A 20,273-nucleotide genomic window follows, 5' to 3' on the forward strand; every position below is an offset into this window, starting at 1 on the left:
CAATTTCCGCTTCGGCGAAGCCGATCTGCCTCTTCATCATCGTGAGTCTGTTCCGTGAGTTGCCTTCTATAACGTCCTCAGCTACGCCAACGATGACCACCGAGCTGAATAAATCAGCGCTTCCCTAAGCTTCATTGGTATAAAAGATCAATAAACCTGCCGCGGTTAGCAATGTGGCAGACGCATTTTTGACGCGGAGCCGATATGTACACACGCATCCTTGTAGCGGTCGACGGCAGCAATACCTCACGCCGTGCGTTTGAAGCGGCGCTCGATCTCGCCAAATCGAATGGCGCGGTGTTGCGGCCATTTTATGTCGTCGAAAACACGCCGATGTACTTCGAGGCGCCCGGCTACGACCCGTCGATCCTGCGCAACCGCCTGATCGAGGAAGGCCAGGAGCTGCGTGCCGAGTTTTCGAAAGTGATGGCCGAGCAAGGTGTGAAGGGCGACCCGGCGGTCTCCGAGGCTTCGTCGCTCGGCGATGTCGCCGAGATCGTGCTGCAGGCCGCCGCCGAATTCAACGCCGACCTGCTCGTGATGGGCACGCACGGCCGGCGTGGCTTTCAGCGGCTGATTCTCGGCAGCGTCGCTGAACGCTGCGTGCGCCAGGCCACTCTTCCGGTTCTGCTGGTACCGTCCGCCGCGGGCACCGACAAGGAACCCGCCTGACTCTTTCACCAGGCGCAGGGCGGCACGCCACGCCCTGCCTTGCCGGAATCGAGCCACGCTACCCGTCGACGGGCGACGTCGATATAGGCCGCGGCGGCTCACCTTCTCACCTTCGTCAGAGCACCGCCGTTGCTCGGACTGCCGAGCAGCGAACGCGTCACTTTGCCGCCAGTTGCGGGTCATAGCGGGTGGGACAATTTCACCACTACCAATAATCGAACATGCTGAATCCTACTGCTGTGACCCGTTCCTCGACCCGCTCCGCCGGCAACCGCGAGGCCGTGGCGGCACGCGCAGCCGCACGTACCGCCGCGCGCTGCTCCAGCTGTTCGATGCGTGAGATCTGCATGCCGCAGGGGCTGTCGGCGGAGGAACTGCCGAAGCTCGAAACGCTGATCTGTTCGGCGCGCTCGGTGCCGCGCGGCGAAGCGCTGTATCGCAGCGGCGACCGCTTCGACAATATCTACGCGGTGCGCTCCGGCTCGATGAAGACCGTGATGGTCCACCGCGACGGCCGCGAGCAGGTCACCGGGCTGCGTCTGGCCGGCGAGCCGCTCGGGCTCGACGGCATCAGCGCGGACCTCCATGCGTGCAGCGCCGTCGCGCTGGAAGACAGCACGGTGTGCATCGTTCCCTATAGCGCGCTGAAGCTGCTGTGTCGCGAAATCAGTTCGATCCAGGAGCGCATGCACAAGCTACTGGGCGCGCAGATCGTCAGCGAAGCCGCGCAGATGATGGTGCTCGGCTCGCTGTCCGCCGACGAACGCGTCGCCGCCTTCCTGCTGGACGTGTCACAGCGCAATGCGCAGCGCGGCTACTCGTGGTCGGAATTCAATCTGCGAATGACGCGCGAGGACATGGGCAGCTACCTCGGCATGACGCTCGAAACGGTCAGCCGTACCCTGTCAAGATTTCAAAAACGCGGCCTGATCGACACGCGGGGCAAGCACATTCACATCGTCGATCTCGAAGGCTTGCGGCAGATCTAGCGGCCAGAGCGGCATGGACGGTTGCGCTGTGAGTCTTGGCACGCCGCGTGCGAGCGGGTAGAGTTTTCAGACCGTCCCCCCCCACGGCAACCGTGTTGCATGGAGACCCGGCCCCAATGAATCGCGACCCTGTCCCGCATCATCCGCTCGTGCAGCGCCTGCTCGACGCGCGTCAAGTCACCGACGACCTGTTTGCGATCGTCAAACCCGACTACCTCTATGAACGGCCGATCCGCGAACGTCACCGCGTCGTGTTCTACATCGGCCATCTCGAAGCGTTCGATCGCAATCTGCTCGACCAGCGTCTGTTCGATCTGCCGGCTTTCGCGCCGGAACTCGACCAGTTGTTCGCCTTCGGCATCGATCCGGTAGACGGCGGCTTTCCCACCGATCAACCCGGCGATTGGCCGTCGCTCGCCGCCGTGCGCGAGTATGCGACGCGCGCGCGCCGGCAGATCGACACCGCGCTCGACGAACTCGGCAGCCCGGCGCACGACGAGGCGGCCGTGCAGCTGCTGAACGTCGCGATCGAGCATCGGTTGATGCATGCGGAAACGCTCGCGTACATGCTCCATCAGTTGCCTCTCGCGCAGAAGAACACCGCGTTGCGCGAGCCGGTGGTGACGAGCGATGAGCAGCGCGACGCGTTGTCGTCGATGGTCAGCGTGCCGGCCGGCACGGCCGTGCTCGGCATGCCGCGCGAGGCCGGCCGCTTCGGCTGGGATAATGAGTTCGGCGAAATGAGCGTGGACGTGCCCGCGTTCGAGATCGATCGATACATGGTCACGAACGGTGCGTTCCTCGAGTTCATCGAAGACGGCGGTTATCGCGAGCCGAAGTGGTGGTCGCCGAAGGACTGGGCATGGAAGGAAGCGGAGCGCATCGAGCATCCCGCTGGCTGGTCGCAACCCACGGCGCAAGACGGTCGCCCGGCATGGACGCTGCGCACGATGTTCGACGACGTGCCCTTGCCGCTCGACTGGCCCGTCTACGTGAGCCACGCCGAAGCGAGCGCCTACGCGCGCTGGGCCGGCAAAACCCTGCCGACCGAGGCGCAATGGCAACGCGCGGCGCACGGTGCGCCGCAAGCGGCGTCGGGGAACTTCGATTTCCGCAGTTGGGATCCACGGCCCGTCGACGCGCATCCGGACAACGTCAGCACGTTCGGCGCGGAAGGTCAGTTCGGCAACGGCTGGGAATGGACCTCGACGCTTTTCGAAGCGCTGCCGGGCTTCGAAGCGTTTCCGTTCTATCCCGGCTATTCGGCCAACTTCTTCGATGGGCAGCACTACGTGCTGAAGGGCGGCTCGGCGCGTACCGCGCTGTGCATGCTGCGGCCGGAATTTCGCAACTGGTTTCAGCCGCATTATCAGTACGTGTATGCCGGGTTTCGGTGTGTGCGGGGTTGAGGAATTAAGCAGAAGATGAAGTCAAAATCCAGCTTCCACTTTAATGCAAATTTTTTCACGAAATGCTTTATTGTTTCAGCAAACGCTTTAATTTATCCCTCACGACGACGCTTAGCTTCGTCATGCACTAAAAATAGTCTCGCACGAAATGGAACAGGCGGATCTCTGCATCGGATCGTGCCACGATGTTAACACATCGAAAAACGCTCACCGTTGTGAATCGGCGTCCGGCTTCGTCCAACCGACGCTTGGCAGTTCGGAGCTTCCGTGCGAATTGCAGATGGGCCTTCCAGCGATCTGAGGCCTCCCGCTTCAGCCGATCGTCCCGTAATTTCTGTACTACGTCAGGAAGCTCTCGGTTGAATCCGCAGGCCATACGTGCCGTTCAGGGCTTTCCAATAGCGGCCTTATCACAATGTCCGCTTCGATGCTAGCAACCATTCGCTTCTGTCCACGATCAGGTGGCCAATCGGTTCATGCATTGCCGCGACAACACAAGCGCGCAACAACAATGAGATGCGGGTAGCCAGGCTTTCGAGGCTTGGGAGGAGGCAACTTGCATACCGACGCAGGGGCGGATCGTCCCGTCAGTTCGTGCATCCTCGCACGCCGAGTCTGCCGTTCGCCCGCAGGTCACCAGGTTGACAGTACGTTCGCCCGACACTGCTGCGCTTTAGAACTGATGCCGCACGCCGAGCAGCATCATGGTCTGCGAATTCTTGCCTGAATCGAGGCCATAGGAGCCGATCGACGCCGTAGCCGCGATACTGCCCCCTGCGCCATCAGCCGTTCGACCTGATGCCTTCTGGTATGCGGCGAGCGCATACAGGTCAGTACGCTTCGTGAAGGCGTAGTCGGCACCCAAGCTCAACTGATTGTAGGTCGCGTCGGTTTGCGCATCACCGTCGCCCTTGGTGAAGTTGTAACCGACGCCCAGTGTCGTTGCGGGAACTGGTTTGTAGTTTACATAGAGCGTAGCGTTATTAAAGTGGGTATTGGCCGACAGCGATCCTTCGCCGTATGCGACATTGCTGTACGCCGCGCCGAACTGGAACAAACCGAGTTGATAACTCGCGGCCGCGCGAATCATGCTCAAGGACTTCGCCGAAAACAGTCCGCGATTGATACTCGAAAAATAGGGGTTGTCGGTCGTCGGTGCAGTGGCGCCCGGTGCAAGCGACACGCCGCTGCTGGTCAACACGAAATCGTTTGCGAAGTTCGCGTGAAAGTACCCGGCGGCAAGATTCAGCGGACCGTTCCCATACGCAGCAGCAAGCGCATAAGTCTGACCGCTCGACACACTGCCCGCGACCCCGCCGAGCGCGTACATCCCTTCCCACTGGAATCCCGCGTAACTCGGGCTCACATACTTCACTGCATTATTGACGCCGAGACTTTCGTCGTAGTTGTCGAGATCGCCCGGGGTCGCGAACGCCGAACCGAAGACCGCGTCCTCGGTCAGCGGTTCGACAAGGTCAGCGAGTGGATCGAATTGCCGGCCGAGCGTGACGGTGCCGAGTGGAACGCTCGCCAGGCCGACGGTCGCGATGCGGCCGAATTCCCGCCCATTGTTGTTCAGCGCACCGTTGCTGAGAACGAATCCGTTTTCGAGCCTAAAGACCGCGGAGAGTCCGCCGCCCAGATCTTCTGTGCCCTTCAAGCCCCAGGAGTTGGCACTCAGCGTTCCGTTTATCATCTGGAACGCGCTGCCCGAGCCGCCATTCGCTTTCGGCTGATTGCTCACGTAGCCGATGGCGGTATCAAGCGCGCCGTACAGCGTCACGCTGCTTTGCGCCTGTGCGGCACTGGCCAGCGCACCGCACGCTAGCGCAGCCAGGAGTTTTGTCTTCATCTGATCCTTTCCCCGTTGAATTGAAACTGCAATTGCTAAATGCGACTGCGTCTTCACCATCCCCGGAATCTCGACCATTGATCGAGAATCTCGCGCGATCCAGTCTGTATGACCGTGTAGTGATCGTGCTGGGCGGCGGTCGGGCACGCGTGATTGGGCAGAATGCGCACCAGTGAGCCAATCGGCAGCATCGGCAACTGCGCGGCGCTCCCGCTGCGCAACGCGAGAATGCCCTGCTCCTGATTCGCCTGGGCCATGATCAGGTCCGGGTACGGCACGCCATCGACATCGCAGACGACGCCGTAGCCCTGATCGAGCTTCTGCGACGCCGTGCCGCGATCGCGCGACATCGCCATCCAGCCAGCATCGACCAGAATCCAGCCTTTGTCGGGCTGATGACCGATCACCGTCGCGAGGACGCTGAGCGCGATGTCATCGACGGTGCACACGTTCAGCCCCGCCATCACGAGATCGAAGAACACGAACACTCCGGCACGCACTTCCGTGACACCGCTCAGATCGCGTGCGAAGTGAGCCGTCGGCGTCGACCCCACGCTCACCACCGGTGCGGGGAGACCCGCATCCCGCAACACGGCCGCACACGCAACCGCTTCCGCACGTTCGCGCTCGGCCATCGCGCTGATCGCTTCGACGGTGTCACATGCGTATGATTCGCCCGCGTGGGTCATCACGCCGCGCAATAGTGCGCCGCCCTCATGCAACACACGGCCGATAGCCACCAGTTGCCCAGCCGCCTCGCGGCTTACGCCGGCTCGATGACCGTCCGAGTCGATCTCGATCAGCGTGGGAATGGGATCGCGACTGATGCGTGACTGCTTCGCGACCGCGTGGGCGGCATCCAGGCTGTCGACCACCACAGACAAATCGACCCCGCGTCGACGCAATGCCGTCACGCGCTGGAGCTTGCCCGGCGCGATACCGACGGCATATAGGATGTCCCGTACGCCGCCCTCCGCGAATTGCTCGGCCTCACGCAACGTCGATACCGTCGCAGGGCCGGTTGGGCCATCCATGACGCGGCGCGCAACTTCGAGCGACTTCGCCGTTTTCAGGTGCGGACGCAGATTGACACCGAGCTCCACGAGCCCTCCCCGCAGACGGGCGATATTGCGGGCCATCCGGCTTTCGTCGAGCAGCAGCGCGGGCGTGGCCAGATGTTCGATTGATCGGGTAGAAGCAGGAACGTCTTGCGAATCGCCGACGATGTTCGGCTCACCGCGCAAGCGCGGTGCTGGCATGATGCTGGTCATGAATTGGAATGTAGAAAGAAGTGAACGCTCTTACAGCGCGACAACGCCGGTCTTGACCTGTGCGAAGCTGCGCAGCCCCTCCGCGCCTTTTTCGCGGCCGTAGCCCGAGCGCTTGAAGCCGCCGAACGGCAACTCGACGCCGCCGGACGCACCGTACGTATTGACGAATACCTGGCCGGCCAGCACTTCCCGGATCATCCGGTGCGCAGTGCCAATGTCGCGCGTCCATACGCCGGCGACAAGACCGTAGTCGGTACCATTCGCGAGGCGCACCGCTTCATCAATATCGCGGAACGGCGTGACGGCCAGCACCGGCCCGAATACTTCTTCCTGACCGATCGCGCTGAACGGATCGACGTCGTCGATCAGCGTCGGCTGGAAGAAAAAGCCGTCACCGAGTGCACCGCCATTGAGCGCATCGCCGCCGACAACGATTTTTGCGCCGTGACTGCGAGCCCGTTCGACGAACGACATGACGCGTCCGCGCTGGATCTTCGAAATCAGCGGACCCAGTGCCGGGTCGCTCAGTGCGGGCCCGATCTCCACGTTGGCGAAGGCCTGCGCAATGCGCGCCACCAACACGTCGTGCAGGCTCTCATGGACCAGCAGCCGCGAACCGGCTGAGCACGTCTGACCTGCATTTTGAAGGATCGCGTTGATCACACCCGGCACCGTGCGTTCGAGGTCCGCATCGGCGAACACGATATTCGGCGACTTGCCACCCAGCTCCATCGTCGCCGGGATCACGCGGTTGGCCGCCGCGTGAGCGATGATGCGACCCACTTCGACCGAGCCGGTGAATGAGATGTGGTCGATATCGCCATGCCCCGTCAGTGCCGCGCCCGCGGTCTCACCATACCCGGTCACGACATTGAGAGCGCCGGCGGGCAGACCTGCTTCGAACGCGAGCGCCGCGAGACGCACGGCGGTCAACGGCGCCTCTTCGGCGGGCTTCAACACGCAGCAATTGCCCATCGCGAGCGCCGGCGCAATCGTGCGTGCGAAGATCTGCATTGGGTAATTCCACGGGATCACGTGCGCCGTGACGCCGTGCGGCTCCCATTCCGTGAAGATCATCACGTCCGCATTCAGCGGGATTGATGAGCCGTAGTGTGTTTCCACCGCACTGGCGTAGAAGTCGAAATACCGGGCCGTGAGTTCCGCGTCGCGTCGCGCCTGCTTCAATGGCTTGCCGGTTTGCAACGATTCGAGATGCGCGAGATCCGCCTCGTCACGTTTGATCAGTTCGGCGATGCGCCGCAGGATGCGCGCACGCTCGGCAACCGCAACCTTGCGCCATTGCAGCGACGCGCGCCGCGCCGCGCGCACAGCGCGATCGATCTCATCGGGACCGCAATCCGCTGTCCGGGCGATCTCCCTGCCGCTGGACGGGTCCAGCACCGCAACCGTATTGTGTGTCTCGATCGACTCTGCGTCGATGAAGGCGGCCGTCTGATTCATTGAGTAGCTCCTGTAGGGGCGCAAGCCGGCCGCCGCATCAGCGGCCGAACGTTGCGGGAATGCATTGGATGCTTAGCGCGCGGTAAAACCGCCGTCGAGCACGAGGTCGGTACCGACCGCGAACGAGCTTTCGTCGCTAGCCAGAAAAAGTGCCCCGTAGGCGATTTCGCGCGCGTCGGCCACGCGCATGATCGGCGCCCACGACGCCTGAGCCGCGGCGGTCTTCGCCGGGTCGAGGCTGTTGTCGACTTCCGCCTGCAGCAGCGGTGTGCGCGTAATGCCAGGACACAGCGCGTTGACGCGAATGTTGTGGCGGATCAGGTCGAGCGCGATCGATTTTGTGAACATCATTACCGCGCCCTTGCTGGCGTTGTATGCCGGTGACTCAGGGACCGCGACGATGCCCATCTCCGAGCCGAGTGTCACGATTTTGCCGCCGCCGCGCTCGATCATCTTCGGCACCGCATGCTTGACCATCGTGAACATGCCCTTGACGTTGGTGGTCAGGACCGCGTCCCACTCGTCCTCGGATAGTTGCTCGATCGGCATCACACTGGTAATGCCCGCGTTACACACGAGAATGTCGAGGCCGCCATGTTCTTCGACAGCGTGCTCCACCATGCGGCCGGCATCCGTCATCGAACGCACGTCGCCTGCGCAACCGGACACCTTGCCGTATTGCGTCAGTTCGTCTACCGTTGCGGCAAGCGCCGCTGTGTTGATGTCGGTGATCACGACATGTGCGCCTTCCTGCGCGAACAATTGCGCAATCGCCTTGCCTATGCCCGACGCGCCGCCGGTAATCAGCGCACTCTTGCCATTCAGTCTGCCCATCATAATTCTCACGTTGGTTGGTACAAGCCACGAAGAGACGTCTGCGTGGCGAAGAAGATTTCAGGCCGCTTCGTTGCCGTAGCCAAGTGCCTTGTCAGTGCCACTTGTTGTTGCCGAGCTGCCCGGCAATCCGTCGAGCGATTCGATTTCGACATCGACCATTTCCGGAATAGCATCGCCTTCAATGAAGAGCACTGCGCCCAGGCGATAGAACGCCGGTGATTCGCGACGCTTCAGTTGCCGGCCCCACAGCGCAGCGAGGACGATCACTGCCACGACAACCCACGGGAACACAGTCAGCGGCGCGGCAGGCCACGGATGAATGTTCAGCCAGATCGCCGCCAGGAAAATGACGTTAGAGATGACGGGGAACGCGACATGCAGCACCAGCGAAAATTCCTCGCGATAGCGCTTCCACATGAAGACAGGCAATGCGACGTTGGTGAGGATCAGGATGGGCAGCATGCCGAGCGACGACAGATAGCCGAGATTGCCGAACGCAGACATAGGGTCCCACCAGAACCCTGCGCCAATACCCACCACGAGGGTAAGGATCGAGTACACGATAATCGCGACGTGAGGCGTCTTGTGCTTCGGATGAGTACGGCCGAGCGCCTTGTGAAGCAGCCCATCGCGGCCCAGCGAATACAACACGCGGAAATTGGCGGTGTGGATGGCAAGCACGACAGCGACGATTGCAGAGACGGCCGCGAGATCGACAAGATTGCCGTACATATGCCCAAGGTAGCGCACGGCGAGGTCGTGGATCGGCTCCTGAGAATTGGCAAGCTTGTCCATGTGCGCAGAGCCGTAGCCGACCACGATCGAATACATCGCGAACGTGAACCACAAGCCAGCGAGCACCACGGATCCAATCAGCGCGATCGGCAGATTGCGACGCGGATTACGACATTCCTCCGCCACAGTCAGGCACGATTCGAAGCCGAAAAATGCCATGACGATAAAGACGAATGCCTGCCCGATACCGCCGAACCCCTGGTCCGCGTGCATCGGCGAAAAGCTTTCCGGCACCTGACCCGCATCGCCGCCCTTGAGCACGATTACGATCAACAGGCCGCCCACTACCACGACTTCGGCAATCAACAGTGCTACGTCGAATTGCATCGACGCATGGACCGAATACCACGCGAGAATGCCGACCAGGACCACGACGCCGATCATCAACGCCCACCACGGCACCGTGATGCCGAAGTCATTCCGCAGTGCGTTGCTGAGAAAGCCGCCGAAAAGGTTGGTGTTGATCGGGCTTTGCAGCGCGTACGCGAATAGCATCAGCATCCCGGCTGCAAAACCAGCTTCGGGCCCCAGCCCAAGCGTAATGAACTTGTAGAAGCCGCCCGCCGACGTGACACGCTTGGCGAATTCCGCGATCGTCAACGCCATTAGCGCAATGCCCGCGGTCCCCAGTACGAACACGAATGGCGAAGACACGCCGGCCTTGCCTCCGATTAACGCCGATATGAACATCACGCCGATGGTCGGCGAGATAAACGCGAGGGACATGCCCATCGCACTAATCAATCCCAACGCGTTGCGCTTGAGGCCATCGCCCTCTGCACTCGCGTTCACGTCTTTCGTATTCATCGAATCGCTCCAGTCAGGTCAACTTGAGCGCATCGTAGGTGGTCACAAAACTGCAATCCAATGCCGAAATTCGATCACGCGATGCTGAGCTAGCATGGCGCTATGGCGCATGCGTGTGACTTACTCGGAAGGGGACGAACGGAGACCGCGCGACCGGACATGCCGGTTGCGGTGATTTAAATAGCGGCCCGCGCTTCCAGCGACTCAGGCAGCACAGCCGGCTGAACCTTATACATGGCGGAAGTGGCCGTCAGAGCTTCCCAGAATGCTTCGGCGCTGCCGGGCAAGCGAGCGCGCGGACGGAACAGCGTGATGTCGACGTCGAGATCCCATTCGGAAGAGCCCGCGCGCACCAGTTCGCCGGATTCGAGTTCGCGACCGACCTGACTCTGCGGCAGCCACGCAAGCCCGCGCCCATCGCGCACCATCGAGTTCAACACGCCGGCGAGCGGCGAGACGAAGACGCGCTCGAGCCGATCGGCTGCCGGCGAAGTACGCAACAGGTTTTCGACAGCGCGACCGATGGCAGACGTTTCGGCGTACGCCAGGTACCGGCAGCGATGCGGCGACGCGCCGTCCAGCGAATCGAGCGGCCCACTGTCGGCGCCGCGCCGCGACAACGGCAGCAAGCGGTCGAAGCCAACGCGATTGACCAGAAACTGTTTCGGGTCGAGACCAATATCGACTGAAGGATGCGTGTGGCACAGCATGAAGTGGCTCGTGCCCTGTAGCATCATCTGCACACACGCGTTCGCATGGCCGGTATCGAGCCGGAACTTCAGCACTTCCCCCGCCTTTTCAGAAGCGCTGATCCAGTGTGGGAAAAATGTCAGCGAAAGGCTGTGTGTCGCGACAAACTTGACCGTACTGGCGAGCCCCTCCGCTGCCGCACGCAACTCGTCGCGCCCTTGGTAGAGCTGTCGGGCCACCTCCTCGGCTATATCACGGAACCGCTCACCCGCAGGGGTCAGCGCAATCGGCTGCGCGTTGCGATCGAGCAACGTGACGCCGACCCACTCTTCCAGCATCTTGACGCGCCGGCTGAACGCCGGCTGCGTCATGAAACGCAGCTCGGCGGTGCGCGAGAAATTACGCGTGGCCGCCAGCGTCAGGAAATCTTCAAGCCACTTCAGTTCCATGGACAGAAATCAACCGCTCCAGTCGAAGAAATGCCTGCGCCGATGAAGCCGTGATCGCCGAAGGCAGGTACGAGACCGAGCAACTACTGTGCCGGGCGAAATGCGTCAGATCCGAAACGCTGGCAGTCCATCGCGGTGCATACGCGCGCCTTCGTCGGCGTCGAACGAAGCTGGCGCACCGCAAACGGGCACAAACGCGCGCCTCAGCGGGGCGTTCAAAAGTCGCATGCAAACCCTAGCCCTGCCTCGAGCGCACGCCGATAGGCGAGCGCGGCGACGGCCAGATCCTGTAGCGCAATGCCGGTTCCATCAAAAATCGTGATGTCGTCGGTTGCGCTACGCTGCTGGGTGCCACTCACCACCCCGCCGAGCGTGAGGTTCAGTTTTTCCGCTTTGAGCAAGCCGCAGGCGTACGCATGCTGGCACTCGCCGATCGAGACCGCCTGCTGGATGTCGTCGACGATGACGCTGGCTGCCACCACGAGTTCTACCTCCAGTTCCTGTTTGCCAGTCGTATCCGCTCCCATTGCGTTGATGTGGACACCCGGGCGAATCCACTCACGACGGATAAGCGGCACGCTCGACGGCGTCACTGTGATCAGCACGTCGGCGTCGCGCGCGACGCGTTCGAGCGACAAGGCATCGAATCGCAGGCCGTCCGCTTCGACCAGGTTGCGCAACCTGCGCAGATTGTCCGGGTTCGGGTCCCACGCCAACACGTGCGCGATCGGACGCACAGCGCGCGTCGCCTGATATTGATGGATCGACTGAACGCCGGCGCCGACGATGCCGAGAATCGACGAGTCCGCGGACGCGAGGCTACGCGTCGCGAGTGCGCTGGCCGCTCCGGTGCGAATGCCAGTGAGATAGTTCGCCCCTACCAGGGCGATCGCACGGCCGGTGTCCGCGTCAAACAGAAGTACCGAAGATTGGTGATTGCCCAGTCCCCTTTTTACATTACCCGGCCAGTAGCCACCAGCCTTGAGGCCGAGTACCGGTAGCGACGCATCGAAGCCGGCCTTCACGCCGAACACGGCGTCGGCATGGCCCGTCTGTTCGCGCACGACAGGATACGATTGCGCATTGCCAGCGTAGCTCGCGGCAAACACCTCGCCGACGGCTGCGATCGCGTCTTCCACGGACACGAGTTGGGACGCTAGTTGCTCCGGAATGATCAGCATGAAAGCCCCGCACGATTAAAACCCCCTAACATAGCGACAAAAAATCCGGTGGACCAATGCCAATCCGGTCTGGACCCATGCAAAGACGGTTGCGGATGAACTCGAGTACCCTTGTTTCGCGATACGCCGAGCCGTTTGGCGATCTCGCGTAACTGCTTGGCTTTCGTACGGAGCGCACAACAGTATGTGGGCACAAGCATGGTGTGCCCGAGGACGGGACGCCAACCGATTCCGATGTCATCGCGGGGTTACGCGAATCGGTCCGCGTCGGTTCAACGTGGCTCGCAAGTTTCTGATGGCCGAGAGGATAAATCGAATGTCCTTGTACGAAAATCTGGTGACTGACATGGTCGAGAGAGCTCGTTCACGAAACGCGGAAGCGGACGCTCGCGGCGGGCGCAATCGGTTAAACGCGGATGACAGCTTTGGCCGAGCTGCTGTCTCTGAGGCGAAGTCTCCGGCAAAGATTCGGATGGTAGCCCCTGGACGGCTTACTGCGGCCGCGGCTGGCCGCGGCAGCGCTCGTCATCGTGGCTCAGCGTGAAGACCGCCGAATCAGCCGCGAGGCGGCTAGGTCGGGAAGTGGACCGGCTTGCTCATGCCCGCATCGGACAACGCACACAACGCTACCGCCGACCAGTCGTGCGCGGCGCCCATCCCTTGCGAACGCAAGGTCAGGAAGCGGTCACGCACGAGGCTCGCCAGCGGCAACGGCACACCCAGCGCCTCGGCGGCCGCCAGCATCAGACGGTTGTCCTTCTGGCCGAGCGGCAACGAAAAACCCGGCGGCTGGAACTGCTGGGACGCGATCAACGGGCCGTAGATCTTGTACGGCGGCGCGTTGAAGTTCGCGCTCGTCAGCAATTCGACGAGGCGCAACGGGTCGATGCCCGCCTTGCCGGCCACCGCACAGGCCTCGCCCAAAGTCTCGATGATCGCGGACAGCATGAAATTGCCGATCAGCTTCACAAGGTTCGCCTGCGAAGGATCCGTGCCGACGATGCCGACCGACTGTCCGAGTTGCTCGAGAAGCGGGACCGCGACGGTGAGATGCGCGTCCTCGCCCGCGGCCATGATGAAGAGCTTGCGCGCCGCCGCGGCGTCGGGCCGGCCGAATACCGGCGCGGACACGAAAGGAAGATCCGCTTCGCGGTAGCGCGCCGCGTGATCCTGCGCGGCCGCCACGCTAATCGTGCTCATCGAGATATGCAGCGCGCCCGGTCGCAGCGCGTTAGCAATACCGGCCTCGCCGAACGTGACGGCGGCATGCGCGGCATCGTCGGCGACCATCGTGAACACGACGTCAGCCGACTCCGCGGCGTGCGCCGGGCTTGCGGCGACCCGTGCGCCAGCGGCGCGCAAAGGCTCCGCCCTCGCGGCCGTGCGGTTGAAAACATGCACCTCATGCCCCGACTCGATCAGGTTCATCGCAATTGCGGCGCCCATCGAGCCAAGACCTACGAATCCAATCTTCATGGTGATAATCCAGGAGAACAGTCAAGCGGACAAGGGATCGCTCAGACTGCAAGTTGATAGACCTGGCGGCTGACTTCGAGCGTCACGTTGCCATGCTCGCCCAACGCCGTCATCCCGTGCTCTTCAAGTTTGTTGATAAGCGTGCCGATGGAGCTGCCGCCAATCTGATAGTCGCGCAACCGGGTCCCGAGCGACATGCGCTCGAAGAACACGCGGGTTGCCGTGATCGCCGCGCTGATGCGCTCGTCCTCGCTACCCTCGGTAATGTTCCAGACGCGCTCCGCGTATTGCAGCAGCTTGGCGTGCTTCTGTTGCCGTCGCACGCTCAGCATGGCCGGCAGCACGATCGCGAGCGTCTGCGCATGGTCGAGCCCGTGCAGCGCGGTGATTTCGTGGCCGAGCATGTGAGTCGCCCAGTCCTGCGGCACGCCTGCGCCGATCAGGCCGTTGAGCGCGAGCGTCGCGGTCCACATGAGGTTGGCGCGCACGGCATAGTTGTGCGGCTCGGCAAGCGCCTGCGGGCCCACTTCGGTCAACGTGATCAACAGCCCTTCAGCAAAACGGTCCTGCACTTTCGCATCGACCGGATAGGTCAGGTACTGCTCGACGACATGAACGAATGCGTCGACGACGCCGTTGGCGATCTGCCGCGGCGGCAGCGAGTAGGTCGTGACCGGATCGAGCACGGAAAATCGCGGATAGGTTGCATCGCTGCGAAACGGCAGCTTGTCGCCTTTCGCGCGATGGCTGATCACGCCGCCGTTGTTCATTTCGGAACCCGTGGCCGGCAACGTCAACACACTGCCGAACGGCATCGCGTCGCGCACTTCAACCTGTTTCGCGAGGATGTCCCACGGCTCGCCGTCGAACTTCAGTGCGGCCGCGATGAACTTCGTGCCGTCGATCACCGAGCCGCCGCCGACTGCGAGCAGAAAGTCGAGGTCGCGCTCACGTGCCAACTCGACCGCCTGCATCAAGGTTTCGTAGGTGGGATTGGGCTCGATGCCGCTGAACACGAAATAGGGGCGCTCACCGAGCGCTGCCTGTACTTGCGCGAGCACGCCATTGCTCTTGATGCTGCCGCCGCCGCACGTGATCATCACGCGCGCGTTGGGCGGGACCTCGGTGTCGAGTGCGGCGATCTGGCCTTCGCCGAACAGAATGCGAGTTGGATTGTGGAAGATGAAGTTTTGCATGGGGACCTTGCTTTCCTACATTGATATGACCGGTCGTCTCAACTGCGGACAAACCGCACACCGCAGAGCGACTGCGCGCCGCCCGGCGCGCCGACCTCGCTTACTGTTATTGCCGGGACTTGAAAAACAGATCGAACATCGAATGCACACAGGCCTTCAAAGGTTCGACCGAGTCCTCCAGCTTCATCCGCAACAGGCTGCCTTCCCACATGTTCCAGAAAAGGTCTGCCATTGCTTCAGCCGGAAGATCGCGGCGCACCGAACCGAACTCCTGTCCTCGGCGCAGGTACTCCGCACAACGCATGCGCCATTCGTCGACCGTCTGGCGAGCCGCACGACGGCACAGATCGCTCGACTGCGCGATCTCGCCGGCAAAATTGCCTAACAGGCATCCGCAACGATCGTCGCAAGCCTCGTAGTCGGCCACCATGCGCTCGTAGATGCCGCGTAGCGCGAGCAGCGGATCAGGGCCATCCGCTTCGATCGAATACTGCTGCCACTCTGCCGCCTGCTCGTCCGCGTAGTGACGCAGGATCGCCGCGCCAAACGCTTCCTTGCTGTCGAAGTAGTTGTAGAACGAACCCTTCGGCACGCCCGCGCGCGCAACGATGTCCTTCACGCCGGTGCCGTGATAACCGGTTTCGGCAAACAGCGCGACGCCGGCCTCCAGCAGCTTCTGGTGAAAGTCCGCGGTTCTGCGCACAGGTGCTCGCATCGTCGCGCCTCAGGCTCGCCGCGTGGCAAGCTCGGCGCCCTGACGCAAGGCTTCGAGGAGACTGCGCTCATCGGCAATGCCCTTGCCGGCGATGTCGAACGCCGTGCCGTGATCGACCGAGGTGCGGATCACGTCCAGACCGACCGTCACATTGACGCCTGCCTCCAGCCCAAGAACTTTGACCGGACCGTGACCCTGATCGTGATACATCGCGACCACCAGGTCGAAATCGCCGCGTCCGGCGCGGAAGAAAAGCGTGTCGGCAGGCAACGGACCTTCAATGTCCCAGCCTCGCTCGCGAAGACGCTGCACCGCGGGAACGATCTTTTCTTCTTCCTCGCCGTAACCGAACAGGCCGTTCTCGCCCGCATGCGGATTGATGCCGCACACGGCGATGCGCGGATTGGCGATGCCGGCCTTCACGAGCGTCGCATGACCGCGTTCGATCGTGCGCTGCACGAGGCCCGGCTCGATCTTGCGGATCGCATCGATGATGCCAATGTGCGTGGTCACGTGAATCACGCGCAATTTAGGCGCGACGAGCATCATCGAGACTTCGTCGATGCCGGTGAGATATGCGAGCATCTCGGTGTGGCCAGGATACTTGTGACCGCCAGCGTGAAGCGCCTCCTTGTTCAAGGGCGCCGTGCAGATCGCGTCGATCTCGCCGGCTTTTGCCAGCTCGACCGCGCGCGCAATGTAGCGGTAGGCGGCGTCGCCCGCGAGTGCCGACAGCTTGCCAAATGGCAGATCAACGGGAATCAGCGCGAGGTCGATACACTCGATGGTCCCCGGCTCATAGCGGGCCTCCGACGCGTTCTCGATACGACGCACCGTGGCGCTGCCGCCGAGAATCTCATTCGCGCGTTCGAGGCGTGCCGCATCGCCGATGACAAGCGGGCGGCACTGCTGATAGACCGACTCGTGCGTCAGGCTCTTGACCACGATCTCGGGACCCACGCCGGCTGCGTCGCCCATCGTGATGCCGATGACTGGAAGGTAGTTGCTCATAGTGTTTTGGCTGAATTCCGTGGGCTCGTGTTGCAAGCCGTTGAGAGTGTGGGGGGGGCCGGCCGGGCTGCTGAGTTTCGGCCCGCCGCGCGCGGAGTCGGTCGAGCTCCTCAGATGAAGGTAAGCGCCGTACAGCGCATGCGCGCTGCCGAATGCGCCGGCCTTGGTGACAATCCTGAGGTGCTCGCGGCCATGCGGACGCGCTACCGCCACGCCCGGCTCGATCTCTGACAGCAATTGCAAACTGGCGATGCCGACGGCGCTCAGCATCGCGCGCGCAGTTTCGCCGCCGGTGGCGATCAGTCCGCTGAGATGCGCAAACGATGGCGCAACGAGTGCCGCCAGCGCCTTCGACAGATGCGCACCTTCGGCCGGATTGAACGCTTCGTCGCGCCCGATTCGCAGCAGCAGATCGGTGCGTTCGCCAAGGTGCGCGGCCACGCGGGCCTGCCAGGCCGGCCATTGCGAATGCCGCTCGGCGTCTCGCAGCAACGCGGGCGGCACCACGAACTCGGCGATGCCCGCACGCTCGCGCAGCATTGCACATTGCTGCTCCGAGACCGCCGAGAGGCTACCGACCAGAATCAGCACCGCGCCGTCCTGCCGGTGCATCTGCGACGGCGCCGCGTTTTGGTCCGGCGCGGGCGCGGACTGCCCGCTCACCAAAGCCAGCTCGCGAGCCAGTCCGCCGGAGCCGACCCAGAAGAACGGGCCGTCCAGCGACGCCGTGGCCTCGGCGAGCGCCCTGAGGTCCGCACCGGTTTGCGCATCGACGACCAGCGCCTGCATGCCGCCGCGCATCATTGCGCCGATGGTCTCGCGCAATGCCTGCCGATCGCCGCGCAGCGCCGCGACCGTCAGCCGCGCCGTGGTGAGGCCCGCGGACTCCAGCATCGTCGCAAGATCGGCAAAACCTTCAGCGTGTTCGAGCTGCCAGGTTTCGGTCTCTTCGAGCGGAACGCCGCGCACGAAGACCCGGCCGTCACACACGGTACGCCCGGTTGCCGGGTAAGCCGGCGCGACAATGGCAAGCCCCGCGAGCGGCTGCAAGCCGGCGACTTCGGTGGCCCAGTTGCCGCGCAAGGTGGAATCGATTTTTTTGTACAACCGGCAGGCCGGCGCGCCGTACATCTGCCACGCCGCGCCCGTGCAACGTGCCGCGTCAGCGGGTGACATACGGCGCGTGTCGGTATCCACCGCGATCACTTCGGCGTGCGGCATCGCCTGCGCCGCCGTGAGGCTCACCGCCGTGCGCAGACCGGCAGCGGCGAAGGCAATCGCGCAATCGGCGGCGCCGGACAGGTCGTCGGCGACGATCAGAAGTTTAGTCTTGCTCAACGTGTCGCTCCGACGGTCGAGTCGCTCGCTTCCGTACGCGCGGCGGCGCGCTTTGCGACAGCCGCGGTAAGTATGGGCGAAAGGATGGCCGTCACGACCACACACGCGGCAACCAGCAGCGTCGCGCTTTTGGCGGCTTCAGCGTAGACCGGATTGGCCGCGGCGATCAGCGCCGGCACCGCCGCGCCGTTGCCCGCCGTGTTGGCGGCGGCCACCCCAGCGACACCCGTGCCGCCCGTCAGCCGATCGGTCAGGTAAAGGGGAATGCCCGTGACGATCACCACGGCAATGCCGAGGCCGATGCCCAGCAGGCCCGCTTGCCACACCTTGTGCAGGTCGAGGCTCGCACCGAGCGCCAACGCGAAGAACGGAATCATGACCGGCACGGCGCGGCCAAGAAAGGCGCGCATTTCCCGGTCGAGATTGCCAAGCAGCATGCCGGCCGCCAACGGCAGGACGCTGCCGACCAGCGTCTGCCAGGGAAACGCCGAAAGCCCGGCCACGCCGAGCGTGACCATGGTGAGGAACGGGCCGGATTCGAGCGACATGATCGTGTACGCGCCGACGTCTTCAGATTTACCATATTGCCCCATCAACGCCATGTAGAGGCCGCCATTGGTGTCGTTCATCGCGGCGACCACCGCGAGCGTCGACATGCCGGCGAACAGACCGGAGGAAACGGGCATCTCGCCAAGAAAATGGCCCAGCACGAAGCCGACGACAATTGCTGACCCCACCTTCGCGGCAAACAGCGCGCCGCCCTTCTTCAGCAGATAGGGCGTCGCCTTGATATCGATGGACGAGCCCATGCACACGTAGAACACAGCAAGGATAGGCAACGCACCCGTAAACAGCGCATTCGTGAAGGAGCCGAAGAATTTCGGCATGCCCGGTAGAAAGGTGGCGATGACTGCGCCGAGCAGGAGCGGGACGATCATCATCCCGCCGGGTACGCGTTCGATTGCGCGCTTGATGGGTAGTTGGGCCATAGTTGTCTCTCGGTTGATTGTGATTGATGTGATCACATTTATGATCGAATCAATCATTCCGGAGTGTACGCCCGCCCTCCGCTTTGCGCAAATCTTCTGGAAGAACCCTTTTCCACACGGTATTTTGAAAATGACGGGGGTGAGGCTTTTCGCCTGAATTGATCGATTCAATCAATTAAGTCATTTCGACGGCAGCAGGCGTGCCGGCGCGGGCGGGCACATTCACGCGGCGCGCACCTGCCTGCCCCGCCCCATTGCCCCGCCAGCCGGTTTGATTACACTTACGCGACTCGACGCCTTTACACGGCGCACCATCCAGGCAAACCATCACCATGAAAGTTACGAACCGCCGCGAGGCAATGCTGCAGGCCGTCCTCTCCGGCATGACCGATGTCAGCGCGTTGTGCGAGCACTTCGGCATGTCCGAGGCGACGGTCCGCCGCGACCTGCGCGCGCTCGCCGACGAACGGCGCATCGTGCGCACCTACGGAGGCGCGGCCGCTTCGCTCGGGATTCACGAACCCGAGGAATCGCTCGATAGCCGCCGCGAGAGTTTTCGCGAGCAAAAGGAGGCCATCGCGCGCGTGGCCGTGAGCCACGTGCAGGATGGCGACACAATCTTCCTCGACGGCGGCACCACCACCGCGGCAATGGCACGTTTGCTCGCCGGCCGCCGCGAGGTTCGCGTTGTGACCAACAATCTGTTGGCCGTCAACACGCTCGCTGCGAGCGAAGTGCCCGTCACGCTGATCGGCGGCGATCTGCGTCCCACCAGCATGAGCACGCTCGGCCCGCTTGCGCAGCTTGCCTTGAGCCGCCTGTCCGTCGATAAGGCATTTCTCGGCGCGGACGGTGTGGTGGCTGACCGTGGCCTCTGCGAGGCGTCAGCGGAGCAGGCCTACCTGAAGGAATGCATCATCAGGCAGGCCGCTCAACTCTTCATACTGGTCACCTCGCACAAGCTCGACCGCGCAAGCCAGCAACACTGGACACCGCTCGAACGCGAGTGGACGCTCGTGACCGATGCCCGTCGCGACGCACCTGAGATGGCGTCATTCCTGTTGCACGGCGAGGTGACTGTCGAGACGGCGCGGTAGCATGGGCCCGTTGACTTCCTGGTATAACGGCTGCATCG

General features: G+C 62.8%; 16 protein-coding genes. 4 read left to right on the forward strand and 12 right to left on the reverse strand.

The window, feature by feature from the left end:
- Positions 1-204: 204 nt before the first annotated feature.
- The 3 genes from F6X39_RS31670 to F6X39_RS31680 all read left to right on the forward strand — a co-directional run bounded on the left by F6X39_RS31670 (position 205) and on the right by F6X39_RS31680 (position 3,070).
- Positions 205-672: a universal stress protein gene (locus F6X39_RS31670; RefSeq protein WP_090807329.1), complete on the forward strand. Its 468-nt coding sequence runs from the start codon at positions 205-207 to the stop codon at positions 670-672.
- 221 nt (positions 673-893) lie between these two features.
- Complete coding sequence (locus tag F6X39_RS31675; RefSeq protein ID WP_184024790.1) at positions 894-1,661, forward strand: helix-turn-helix domain-containing protein; 768 nt, start codon at positions 894-896, stop codon at positions 1,659-1,661.
- Between the two features lie 116 nt (positions 1,662-1,777).
- On the forward strand, positions 1,778-3,070 hold the full coding sequence (locus F6X39_RS31680; protein WP_187619511.1) for an SUMF1/EgtB/PvdO family nonheme iron enzyme: 1,293 nt from the start codon (positions 1,778-1,780) through the stop codon (positions 3,068-3,070).
- A 673-nt stretch (positions 3,071-3,743) separates the two neighbouring features.
- Here F6X39_RS31680 and F6X39_RS31685 read toward each other — a convergent pair.
- The 12 genes from F6X39_RS31685 to F6X39_RS31740 all read right to left on the reverse strand — a co-directional run bounded on the left by F6X39_RS31685 (position 3,744) and on the right by F6X39_RS31740 (position 19,138).
- On the reverse strand, positions 3,744-4,922 hold the full coding sequence (locus F6X39_RS31685) for a porin (protein WP_187619534.1): 1,179 nt from the start codon (positions 4,920-4,922) through the stop codon (positions 3,744-3,746).
- A gap of 53 nt (positions 4,923-4,975) precedes the next feature.
- Positions 4,976-6,061 carry a DSD1 family PLP-dependent enzyme gene (locus F6X39_RS31690; protein WP_187619535.1) on the reverse strand — a complete coding sequence of 362 codons (1,086 nt, stop codon included), beginning with the start codon at positions 6,059-6,061 and terminating at the stop codon, positions 4,976-4,978.
- Positions 6,062-6,223: 162 nt separating this feature from the next.
- The gene (locus F6X39_RS31695) at positions 6,224-7,654 is read right to left on the reverse strand and encodes an aldehyde dehydrogenase family protein (protein WP_187619512.1); all 1,431 of its coding nucleotides are present in this window, start codon (positions 7,652-7,654) and stop codon (positions 6,224-6,226) included.
- Between the two features lie 72 nt (positions 7,655-7,726).
- Positions 7,727-8,491: an SDR family NAD(P)-dependent oxidoreductase gene (locus F6X39_RS31700; RefSeq protein ID WP_187619513.1), complete on the reverse strand. Its 765-nt coding sequence runs from the start codon at positions 8,489-8,491 to the stop codon at positions 7,727-7,729.
- A 57-nt stretch (positions 8,492-8,548) separates the two neighbouring features.
- Complete coding sequence (locus F6X39_RS31705) at positions 8,549-10,093, reverse strand: APC family permease (protein ID WP_187619514.1); 1,545 nt, start codon at positions 10,091-10,093, stop codon at positions 8,549-8,551.
- A 176-nt stretch (positions 10,094-10,269) separates the two neighbouring features.
- On the reverse strand, positions 10,270-11,232 hold the full coding sequence (locus F6X39_RS31710) for a LysR family transcriptional regulator (RefSeq protein ID WP_187619515.1): 963 nt from the start codon (positions 11,230-11,232) through the stop codon (positions 10,270-10,272).
- 215 nt (positions 11,233-11,447) lie between these two features.
- On the reverse strand, positions 11,448-12,413 hold the full coding sequence (locus F6X39_RS31715; RefSeq protein ID WP_187619516.1) for an ornithine cyclodeaminase family protein: 966 nt from the start codon (positions 12,411-12,413) through the stop codon (positions 11,448-11,450).
- Positions 12,414-12,983: 570 nt separating this feature from the next.
- Positions 12,984-13,889 carry an NAD(P)-dependent oxidoreductase gene (locus F6X39_RS31720; protein WP_187619517.1) on the reverse strand — a complete coding sequence of 302 codons (906 nt, stop codon included), beginning with the start codon at positions 13,887-13,889 and terminating at the stop codon, positions 12,984-12,986.
- A gap of 41 nt (positions 13,890-13,930) precedes the next feature.
- Positions 13,931-15,085, reverse strand: a complete 1,155-nt coding sequence (gene yqhD, locus F6X39_RS31725; RefSeq protein WP_184022592.1) for an alcohol dehydrogenase — start codon at positions 15,083-15,085, stop codon at positions 13,931-13,933.
- A gap of 106 nt (positions 15,086-15,191) precedes the next feature.
- Entirely contained in the window at positions 15,192-15,800 is a 609-nt protein-coding gene (locus F6X39_RS31730; protein WP_222945377.1) for a TetR/AcrR family transcriptional regulator, read from the reverse strand.
- 9 nt (positions 15,801-15,809) lie between these two features.
- Positions 15,810-18,149: a 4-hydroxythreonine-4-phosphate dehydrogenase PdxA gene (pdxA, locus tag F6X39_RS31735; RefSeq protein ID WP_187619518.1), complete on the reverse strand. Its 2,340-nt coding sequence runs from the start codon at positions 18,147-18,149 to the stop codon at positions 15,810-15,812.
- On the reverse strand, positions 18,146-19,138 hold the full coding sequence (locus F6X39_RS31740) for a 2-keto-3-deoxygluconate permease (RefSeq protein ID WP_187619537.1): 993 nt from the start codon (positions 19,136-19,138) through the stop codon (positions 18,146-18,148). Before F6X39_RS31740 ends, pdxA begins: the two co-directional genes overlap by 4 nt.
- Positions 19,139-19,470: 332 nt before the next feature.
- Between F6X39_RS31740 and F6X39_RS31745 the strand changes: the two genes are divergently transcribed.
- Positions 19,471-20,235 (forward strand): DeoR/GlpR family DNA-binding transcription regulator, encoded by a 765-nt coding sequence (locus F6X39_RS31745; RefSeq protein WP_187619519.1) that lies wholly within the window; start codon positions 19,471-19,473, stop codon positions 20,233-20,235.
- Positions 20,236-20,273 lie beyond the last annotated feature (38 nt).

This window comes from Paraburkholderia sp. UCT2 (assembly GCF_014397665.1).
GTDB classification, from domain to species: Bacteria; Pseudomonadota; Gammaproteobacteria; order Burkholderiales; family Burkholderiaceae; genus Paraburkholderia; species Paraburkholderia tuberum.

Excerpts from the sequence above, each read along its gene's own strand:
- F6X39_RS31700 (WP_187619513.1), bottom strand. The coding sequence starts at position 8,491 with ATGATGGGCAGACTGAATGGCAAGAGTGCGCTGATTACCGGCGGCGCG.
- F6X39_RS31670 (WP_090807329.1), top strand. The coding sequence starts at position 205 with ATGTACACACGCATCCTTGTAGCGGTCGACGGCAGCAATACCTCACGC.
- F6X39_RS31695 (WP_187619512.1), bottom strand. The coding sequence starts at position 7,654 with ATGAATCAGACGGCCGCCTTCATCGACGCAGAGTCGATCGAGACACAC.
- F6X39_RS31675 (WP_184024790.1), top strand. The coding sequence starts at position 894 with ATGCTGAATCCTACTGCTGTGACCCGTTCCTCGACCCGCTCCGCCGGC.
- F6X39_RS31720 (WP_187619517.1), bottom strand. The coding sequence starts at position 13,889 with ATGAAGATTGGATTCGTAGGTCTTGGCTCGATGGGCGCCGCAATTGCG.
- F6X39_RS31745 (WP_187619519.1), top strand. The coding sequence starts at position 19,471 with ATGAAAGTTACGAACCGCCGCGAGGCAATGCTGCAGGCCGTCCTCTCC.
- F6X39_RS31680 (WP_187619511.1), top strand. The coding sequence starts at position 1,778 with ATGAATCGCGACCCTGTCCCGCATCATCCGCTCGTGCAGCGCCTGCTC.
- F6X39_RS31715 (WP_187619516.1), bottom strand. The coding sequence starts at position 12,413 with ATGCTGATCATTCCGGAGCAACTAGCGTCCCAACTCGTGTCCGTGGAA.
- F6X39_RS31730 (WP_222945377.1), bottom strand. The coding sequence starts at position 15,800 with ATGCGAGCACCTGTGCGCAGAACCGCGGACTTTCACCAGAAGCTGCTG.
- F6X39_RS31710 (WP_187619515.1), bottom strand. The coding sequence starts at position 11,232 with ATGGAACTGAAGTGGCTTGAAGATTTCCTGACGCTGGCGGCCACGCGT.
- F6X39_RS31690 (WP_187619535.1), bottom strand. The coding sequence starts at position 6,061 with ATGGCCCGCAATATCGCCCGTCTGCGGGGAGGGCTCGTGGAGCTCGGT.
- F6X39_RS31740 (WP_187619537.1), bottom strand. The coding sequence starts at position 19,138 with ATGGCCCAACTACCCATCAAGCGCGCAATCGAACGCGTACCCGGCGGG.
- F6X39_RS31685 (WP_187619534.1), bottom strand. The coding sequence starts at position 4,922 with ATGAAGACAAAACTCCTGGCTGCGCTAGCGTGCGGTGCGCTGGCCAGT.
- F6X39_RS31705 (WP_187619514.1), bottom strand. The coding sequence starts at position 10,093 with ATGAATACGAAAGACGTGAACGCGAGTGCAGAGGGCGATGGCCTCAAG.
- yqhD (WP_184022592.1), bottom strand. The coding sequence starts at position 15,085 with ATGCAAAACTTCATCTTCCACAATCCAACTCGCATTCTGTTCGGCGAA.